Here is a 7,096-nt window from a genome sequence, read left to right as displayed (position 1 = left end):
ATTCGAACCTACGACCAATTGGTTAAAAGCCAACTGCTCTACCAACTGAGCTAACGACCCGCTGTGTGGTGGCGCGTATAATACTGATTTATAAAAAGAATTCAACACCCAATATGAAAAAAATCAAAAATAAGCTGTTGGGTCGCTGACACCGGCCGCGGCAAAACCTTCTGCACGCAGACGGCAGCTGTCGCACTTGCCGCAGGCACGCCCTTGATCATCGGCCTGGTAGCAGGACACGGTCAGGCCGTAATCAACCCCGAGCTTGACGCCTGCCTTGACGATATCGGCCTTGCTCAGGTTCTGCAGTGGTGCCTGGATACGGAATCCCTGCCCCTCTACCCCGGCCTTGGTCGCCAGGTTGGCCATGCGCTCGAAGGCCTCGACGAACTCCGGACGGCAATCCGGGTACCCCGAATAGTCCACGGCGTTGACACCAATGAAGATGTCCCGCGCGCCCAACACTTCCGCCCAGCCCAGTGCCAGGGACAGGAACACGGTGTTACGTGCCGGCACGTAGGTGACGGGGATCCCTTCGCTCGGAGCCTCGGGCACATCGATGGAGCTGTCGGTCAGCGCGGAGCCGCCGATACCGTTGAGGTTGAGGCCGATCACCTTGTGCTCGACCACGCCCAGGTCGCGAGCGACACGCTCGGCCGCCTGCAACTCGGCGCGATGACGCTGGCCGTAATCGAAGCTCATGGTGTAGCAGCGGTAACCTTCGGCACGGGCCATGGCCACCACGGTGGCCGAATCCAGACCGCCGGACAGCAGGATTACCGCACGCTTTTCAGCGGCCACTTGGTTCTGTGCTTGATCAGTCATATCAGCGCCCCGGCTCGTCATTCCAAAGATATTTATGCAGCTGCAATTGCAGGCGCACCGGCAGGTTATCCGCGACGATCCAGTCGGCCAGATCGCGCGCATTCAGGTCGTGATGGCTCGGCGAGAACAGCACCTCGCCCGCCCGCCGCTCCAGACCATACTGGATCAGCTTGGAAACCGCCCAGTCGTAGTCCTCACGGGAACAGATGACAAACTTGACCTGGTCGTTCGGCGTCAGCAGCTCGATGTTTTCATAACGATTGCGCTGGACCTCTTCCGATCCCGGCGTCTTCAGGTCGAGCACTCGACTGACCCGCGGATCGACCGCGGAAATATCCAGGGCTCCGCTGGTTTCCAGCGAGACTTCGTAACCGGCATCACACAGCTGCTTGAGCAGGGGAATGGCGTTAGGTTGCGCCAGAGGCTCGCCCCCGGTCACACAGACGTAACGCGGGCGGAAACCGGCGACCTGCTCGAGAATGCTCTCGAGGGTGCGGATGGTGCCGCCGCTGAAGGCATAGGCACTGTCGCAGTACTGGCAACGCAGCGGACAACCGGTCAGGCGCACAAATACCGTGGGCAGGCCGGCAGTCCGAGTTTCACCCTGCAACGAGTAAAAAACTTCGGTAATTCTCAATGTGTCTTGCATAGTCGCCACGGGCGTAACAGCTAAACAGGCTGTCCGCCTCCGTCAGGCACCTCGAGGAATCCCGCAAACACGGTAATCCCAGGAAGCGTGTTTCATAAAAAGGGCATGGATTCTAACGAAAAAACCCGCGGCAAGCGCGGGTTTCTTCCAAACAGCTCAAACTCGATTACATGCGTTGCAGATCGCGCTGAGCCAGCTGGGCGGCGGAAGTACCCGGATATTGGGCCACCACCTGCTGCAGAATGCCCTTGACCTTGTCAGTGTGACCCAGGCGGCGCTCTACGTCAGCCAGCTTGTACAGCGAGTCCGGCACCTTGGCATGCTTCGGATACAGCTGGGATACCTTGGCGAATGCTTGGCCGGCCCCTTGCAGGTCGCCTTTGGCCAGGTTCACTTCGCCCAACCAGTACTGGGCATTACCCGCGTACTGGCTATTCGGGTATTTACGCAGGAACGCGGCGAAAGCCTGGCTGGCCTTGTCGAAGTCCTTGGCCTTGATCAGGTCGAAGGCTGCCTCGTAATACAGCTTTTCCTTCGCCGGATCGCCCGGTTCACTACTTGCCGCTGGAGCTTGCGAGGCAGCCCCGGCAGCGGCACCGGCGGCACTTGCATCACCACCGGCAGAAGAATTATCAGGGGTCGCGGCAGGTGCACCGCCCGCTCCAATGCGCCGATCAAGATCCTGGTAACGCTCCAGGCTTTCCTGCTTCATGCGCGCAATATCGTTTTGCAGTACTTCAATCACACCTTGTTGCCGTGCGATTTGATCCTGCATTTGCTGCAGTTGCTGGAACAGCTCGCCCTGTGCCGAGACAGGGGTCGAAACCCCTCCCCCGGCATAGGCGCCGTTCGTACCATAACCCGCTGGCGGATAACTGCCTCCGCTATTGTTATAGCCCGAGTTGTTATCGACCACAGGAACCGCAGCCCACACCGAAAGCGGCGCGAGGCTGAGAGCCAAGACAGTTAGAGCACGACGGCACGTTCGCATGACGAATTACTTACGCAGTTCGACGCGACGGTTTTGAGCCCAGGACTGCTCGTCGTTGCCGGTAGCAACTGGACGCTCTTCGCCGTAGGAAACCAGTTCCAGCTGAGCTGGGGAAACGCCTTGCAGCACCAGGTAGCGCTGAACGGCTTTCGCACGACGCTCGCCCAGAGCCATGTTGTACTCACGAGTACCACGTTCGTCGGTGTTGCCTTCCAGAACAACGCGAGCGCCGTTTGCTTTCAGGTCCTTGGCGTGAACGTCCAGAGCGCGCATGGCTTCTGGCTTCAGGTCCGAGCTGTCGTATTCGAAGTAGAAGGTGGTGATTGCGCGCAGAGCGGCTTCTTCGCTCAGGGAGCCGTCAACTGCACCGGTGTTAGCGCCGTAACCAGCGTTTGGATCAACAGCGCCTTCACCAGCGTTGTCGCCGCCTTTGGAGGAGCAACCTACAGCTACAGCCATGGCCAGAGCCAGCGCAGCAAACTTACCAAACTTCAGCATTTCCATCGTGAAACTCCTAATGAACCCCAGTGTGTTAAGTAAAACGTAAAGCGCCGCGTCAGTTCAGGTAAGGGGACCAGGACGGTTCTCTGACTTCGCCTTGAGCGGTAGGAAGCGGGAGCCTCACGCGTCCATTAATGGACACGAGCATCAAGACTCCCCGGCCCTGCTGGCGGGTGGCGTAGATTACCATGGTGCCGTTGGGCGCAACAGTAGGCGACTCATCAAGTGTGCTGTCGGTAAGGATTTTTACGTTGCCACGCTGCAAATCCTGGGCAGCTACCTTGAAGTTTGTGAAGCCGTCCTGCCGGTGAATCATGACCAGGGTTTTTTCATCCGCGGACAGTTTCGGGTTGGCGTTGTAGTTGCCCACGAAAGTCACCCGTTCCGCACCGCCACCACCGGCGCTGGTCTTGTAGATCTGTGGTTTGCCGCCACGGTCCGAGGTGAAGTAGATGGTCGAACCATCCTTGCCCCAGAACGGTTCGGTGTTGATGCCAGGACCTGCGGTCACACGCGAGATCTGACGCGACCCCAGGTTCATCACATAGATGTCCGGGTTGCCGTCCTTGGACAGCACGAACGCCAGGCGCTGGCCGTCCGGCGACCAGGCAGGCGCGCCGTTCAGGCCTTCGAAGTTGGTGATCTGCTCGCGACGGCCAGTGTCGATGTGCTGAACGAAGATGCGCGGACGCTTCTGTTCGAACGACACATAGGCAATGCGCTTGCCGTCCGGCGCGAAGCGCGGCGACAGGATCGGCTCACGGGATTGCAGCAGGGTCACCGCACGCGCGCCGTCATAGTCGGAGCGTTGCAGGGTGTAGCGCGTGTTCTTCTCGGAGAAACGCTCTGCCGTGACATACAGCATGCGAGTCGAGAAGGCGCCCTTGATACCGGTGAGCTTCTCGAACGACTGGTCGGAGATGTAGTGAGCCATGTCGCGCAGCTGGTCGACGCTGCCCGAGACGCTACCGGTCAGCACTTGCTGTTCGGTGGCGACGTTGAACAGGGCGTATTGCACCTGCAGGCGACCGCCCGCCGGGACAATGCTGCCGACCATGATGTACTGGGCGCCCAGGGCCTTCCAGTCACGGTAGATGACTTCGCTGGCCTGGGTCGGCAGGCTGATCATGTTCTGCTTTGGAATCGGCGAGTAGTAACCCGAGTTGCGCAGGTCGTTGCCGATGATTTCAGCCATGTCGTCGGGCAGCACGCTGCCCCCTTGCCAACCGAACGGCACTACGGCGATGGGCGTGGCCCGGTCACTGCCACTGGTGACCAGAATGTTCTTTTCATCCGCTGTCGCTATCCCTGCCATACAGCAAATAACGACAAGCAATCCTCGAAGAAGGTTTCTCACAAGGCTAGATCCTCAGGTGTGAATGTCATCTTGAATGAACGATACGGAGCGAAATCGCTCGGCTTCATTCCCTGCATTTCTGTCAAACGTCCAATGTTCTTGACCGCAGCTACCGCCGAGGCATCGAACGGACCATCGCCGCTGGACTTGGCCACCGACACGGAAGTCACCGTACCATCCGGCAACATGCCGATTTGCAGCACGACAGTCATGTTGTTGCGCGCCGAAGGAGGACGAGCCCAGCCTTCCGCCGCACGAGCACGAATCAGATCGTCGAAACTGCCCGCGACTTCGTCGCCCTGCTCGTCCGCCAAGGCCTGCTGACGCTGCGGCGTGTCGGAAAGCAAATCAGCCAGGGCCTGGGCCTTTTTATCTTCGGCGGATTTACGCGCTGCTTCCTGAGCCTTTTTCTTGGCTGCGTCGGCGGCGGCTTTCTTCTTCGCGTCCTCGGCGACCTTCTTCTTCGCCTCGTCTGCTTCAGCTTTCTTCTTGGCGTCTTCCGCGGCTTTCTTCTTCGCGTCTTCGACTATCTTTTTCTTCGCCTCTTCAGCGGCCTTTTTCTTGGCCTCTTCTTCGGCGGCTTTCTTGGCTTCTTCTTCGGCTTTCTTTTTGGCTATATCAGCCAATTGTTTCTCTTCAGCCTTTTTCGCTTCCGCAGCCTTCTTCGCGTCGTCGGCTTTCTTGGCTTCATCAGCCTTCTTCGCCTCATCCGCTTTCTTGGCTTCGTCGGCCTTTTTCGCTTCCTCGGCTTTTTGAGCAGCCTCTTCTTTCTTTTGTTCCGCAGCCTTGACCGCTTCCTGCTCGACCTTTTTCTGCTCCATCTGCTCGACTTCGGTCTGGCGCGCGGCGGATTTCTTCGCCTCTCCCGCAATCTTCTGATTGGTCTGGGTGGTCGCCTGACTTTTCGATTTCAGCTGATACAGGGTCGCCTGGACGATCGGCTTGGACGGCGGCAACTCCGGCGTCATGGCAAAACTGACGAACAGCATGCCGAACACCAGAACGTGCAGGGCAATTGCCCACACGCTAGGCCAGAAGTAGCTTTCCGAGGCGGACGGCTCTCGCTGTTGCTGCATCAGGGCGCCTCGGTAATCAGGCCAACGTTACCGACGCCGGCCTTCTGCAGCCCGCCCATGGCGCCCATGACGGCACCGTAGTCAACGGACTTGTCGCCGCGAATGAACACCTGGGTATGCTTGCCGCCTTCATTGCCGGCGCGAATGATCTTGGTCACGGCGTCGGTCATCTGCGGCAAGGTCATGGCCTTGTCCATCTGCTTGTCGGTGTCGACTTCACTGCCAAGGTTCCAGTAGTAGGTCTTGTCAGCCTTGATCGAAATGGTCAGGACCTGGGTGTTGTTGTCCTGCGGCAAGGCTTCGCTGGAAACCTTGGGCAGATCGACTTTCACGCCCTGATTGAGCATCGGCGCGGTCACCATGAAGATAACCAGCAGTACCAACATCACGTCGATGTAGGGCACCACGTTCATCTCGGCAACCGGCTTGCGTTTGTGGCGAACTCGGGCCATGGGGATTTACCTGCTCACTCTTCGCTGGTGTGCACTTTACGGTGCAGGATCGCCTGGAACTCGTCGGCGAAGGTGTAGTAACGGCTGATCAGGGTCTCGCCACGGGCCGCAAAACGGTTGTAGGCGATAACGGCCGGGATCGCGGCAAACAGGCCGATCGCGGTGGCGATCAGGGCTTCGGCGATACCCGGTGCTACGGTCGCCAGGGTCGCCTGCTGGGCGCTGGCCAGGCCGCGGAAGGAGTTCATGATCCCCCAGACGGTACCGAACAGACCGATGTACGGACTGACCGAGCCGACAGTGGCGAGGAACGGCAGGCTCTGCTCGAGTTTCTCTTCTTCGCGGGAGATGGCGACACGCATGGCACGAGCGACACCTTCCATGACCGCCTCGGGATCAACGCCCGATTGCTGGCGCAGGCGCGAGAACTCTTTGAAACCGGCACGGAAGATCTGCTCCACACCGGAATCAGGGTCCGGGTTGCTGCCCGCCTGACGGTACAGCTTGGACAGGTCGATGCCCGACCAGAAGCGCTCTTCGAAGCTCTCCAGGGCGCGTCGACCGGCGCGCAGCAGGTTGCTGCGCTGAAAGATCATGATCCATGAGGTCACCGATGCGGCTACCAGGGTCAGCATTACCAACTGCACAACGATGCTGGCATTGCTGACCAAGCTCCACATGGAGGAATGGTCGACGACGTTAGCTTCCACGCTTTATCTCCTGCTCTGAGTGTGTACCCGCGCCGCTCACGTCGGCAAAGGCCGTACGTAGAGCTTCGGGAATGGCCCGGGGTTTCAAATTGTCGGTGCGCACACAGGCCACCAGAAACTGCCCTTCGCAGAGCAGTGCATTATCCGTGGCTCGCCTGACCTGCTGTTTGAAGCGCAGGCTGGCCCGGTTCAATTCGATGACTTCTGCACTTACCAGAAGCTCGTCGTCCAGTCGCGCCGGCGCGTGGTAGCGCGCTTCGCTGGAATGCACGACGAACAACAGGTTCTCCCCTGCCAGCTGCGATTGGGCAAAGCCCAGATCTCGTAGCCGCTCGGTTCGAGCCCGTTCCATAAACTTAAGGTAATTAACGTAATACACGATGCCGCCGGCATCGGTGTCTTCGTAATAAACGCGACAACGATGTGCGAACGACCCAAGCCCGTTTTGCGCGCGCATACTCTAGTGCTTACTCCTCAGGTTGCCAATCCGGCCAGGCAACTGTTTTTCATTCTCGAACGCCTTTCTGGCGAAATA

Annotated in this window: 9 protein-coding genes; all 9 read right to left on the bottom strand. The window is 59.0% G+C overall.

Translation table 11 applies throughout. The features are described from left to right. Positions 1 to 123: 123 nt before the first annotated feature. Complete coding sequence (queC, locus tag PVZ80_RS31990; RefSeq protein WP_053269774.1) at positions 124 to 825, bottom strand: 7-cyano-7-deazaguanine synthase QueC; 702 nt, start codon at positions 823 to 825, stop codon at positions 124 to 126. Between the two features lies 1 nt (position 826). Further along, positions 827 to 1,474, bottom strand: coding sequence for a 7-carboxy-7-deazaguanine synthase QueE (gene queE / locus PVZ80_RS31985; RefSeq protein WP_009050465.1), 648 nt, complete (start codon positions 1,472 to 1,474; stop codon positions 827 to 829). Positions 1,475 to 1,640: 166 nt separating this feature from the next. Next, positions 1,641 to 2,465, bottom strand: a complete 825-nt coding sequence (gene ybgF / locus PVZ80_RS31980) for a tol-pal system protein YbgF (RefSeq protein ID WP_007931106.1) — start codon at positions 2,463 to 2,465, stop codon at positions 1,641 to 1,643. 6 nt (positions 2,466 to 2,471) lie between these two features. Further along, positions 2,472 to 2,969 carry a peptidoglycan-associated lipoprotein Pal gene (gene pal, locus PVZ80_RS31975; RefSeq protein ID WP_003178634.1) on the bottom strand — a complete coding sequence of 166 codons (498 nt, stop codon included), beginning with the start codon at positions 2,967 to 2,969 and terminating at the stop codon, positions 2,472 to 2,474. A 52-nt stretch (positions 2,970 to 3,021) separates the two neighbouring features. Continuing rightward, a complete protein-coding gene (gene tolB, locus PVZ80_RS31970) occupies positions 3,022 to 4,281 on the bottom strand; it encodes a Tol-Pal system beta propeller repeat protein TolB (protein WP_007931107.1) in 1,260 nt (419 codons plus the stop codon). Positions 4,282 to 4,319: 38 nt separating this feature from the next. Beyond that, complete coding sequence (tolA, locus tag PVZ80_RS31965) at positions 4,320 to 5,399, bottom strand: cell envelope integrity protein TolA (protein WP_007931108.1); 1,080 nt, start codon at positions 5,397 to 5,399, stop codon at positions 4,320 to 4,322. Then, complete coding sequence (tolR, locus tag PVZ80_RS31960; RefSeq protein ID WP_007931110.1) at positions 5,399 to 5,851, bottom strand: protein TolR; 453 nt, start codon at positions 5,849 to 5,851, stop codon at positions 5,399 to 5,401. The genes tolA and tolR overlap by 1 nt, the downstream gene beginning before the upstream one ends. A 14-nt stretch (positions 5,852 to 5,865) precedes the next feature. Next, positions 5,866 to 6,561: a protein TolQ gene (gene tolQ, locus PVZ80_RS31955; RefSeq protein ID WP_007931111.1), complete on the bottom strand. Its 696-nt coding sequence runs from the start codon at positions 6,559 to 6,561 to the stop codon at positions 5,866 to 5,868. Then, positions 6,551 to 7,018 (bottom strand): tol-pal system-associated acyl-CoA thioesterase, encoded by a 468-nt coding sequence (gene ybgC, locus PVZ80_RS31950; RefSeq protein ID WP_273865011.1) that lies wholly within the window; start codon positions 7,016 to 7,018, stop codon positions 6,551 to 6,553. The genes tolQ and ybgC overlap by 11 nt, the downstream gene beginning before the upstream one ends. Positions 7,019 to 7,096 lie beyond the last annotated feature (78 nt).

Source organism: Pseudomonas sp. B3G-3, assembly GCF_028640915.1.
Lineage (GTDB): Bacteria > Pseudomonadota > Gammaproteobacteria > Pseudomonadales > Pseudomonadaceae > Aquipseudomonas > Aquipseudomonas chlororaphis_I.
The sequence above is the reverse complement of the archived record's forward strand: the minus strand, read 5'-3'. Positions and strand labels throughout refer to the sequence as shown.

Excerpts from the sequence above, each read along its gene's own strand:
- queC (WP_053269774.1), bottom strand. The coding sequence starts at position 825 with ATGACTGATCAAGCACAGAACCAAGTGGCCGCTGAAAAGCGTGCGGTA.
- queE (WP_009050465.1), bottom strand. The coding sequence starts at position 1,474 with ATGCAAGACACATTGAGAATTACCGAAGTTTTTTACTCGTTGCAGGGT.
- ybgF (WP_007931106.1), bottom strand. The coding sequence starts at position 2,465 with ATGCGAACGTGCCGTCGTGCTCTAACTGTCTTGGCTCTCAGCCTCGCG.
- pal (WP_003178634.1), bottom strand. The coding sequence starts at position 2,969 with ATGGAAATGCTGAAGTTTGGTAAGTTTGCTGCGCTGGCTCTGGCCATG.
- tolB (WP_007931107.1), bottom strand. The coding sequence starts at position 4,281 with ATGGCAGGGATAGCGACAGCGGATGAAAAGAACATTCTGGTCACCAGT.
- tolA (WP_007931108.1), bottom strand. The coding sequence starts at position 5,399 with ATGCAGCAACAGCGAGAGCCGTCCGCCTCGGAAAGCTACTTCTGGCCT.
- tolR (WP_007931110.1), bottom strand. The coding sequence starts at position 5,851 with ATGGCCCGAGTTCGCCACAAACGCAAGCCGGTTGCCGAGATGAACGTG.
- ybgC (WP_273865011.1), bottom strand. The coding sequence starts at position 7,018 with ATGCGCGCGCAAAACGGGCTTGGGTCGTTCGCACATCGTTGTCGCGTT.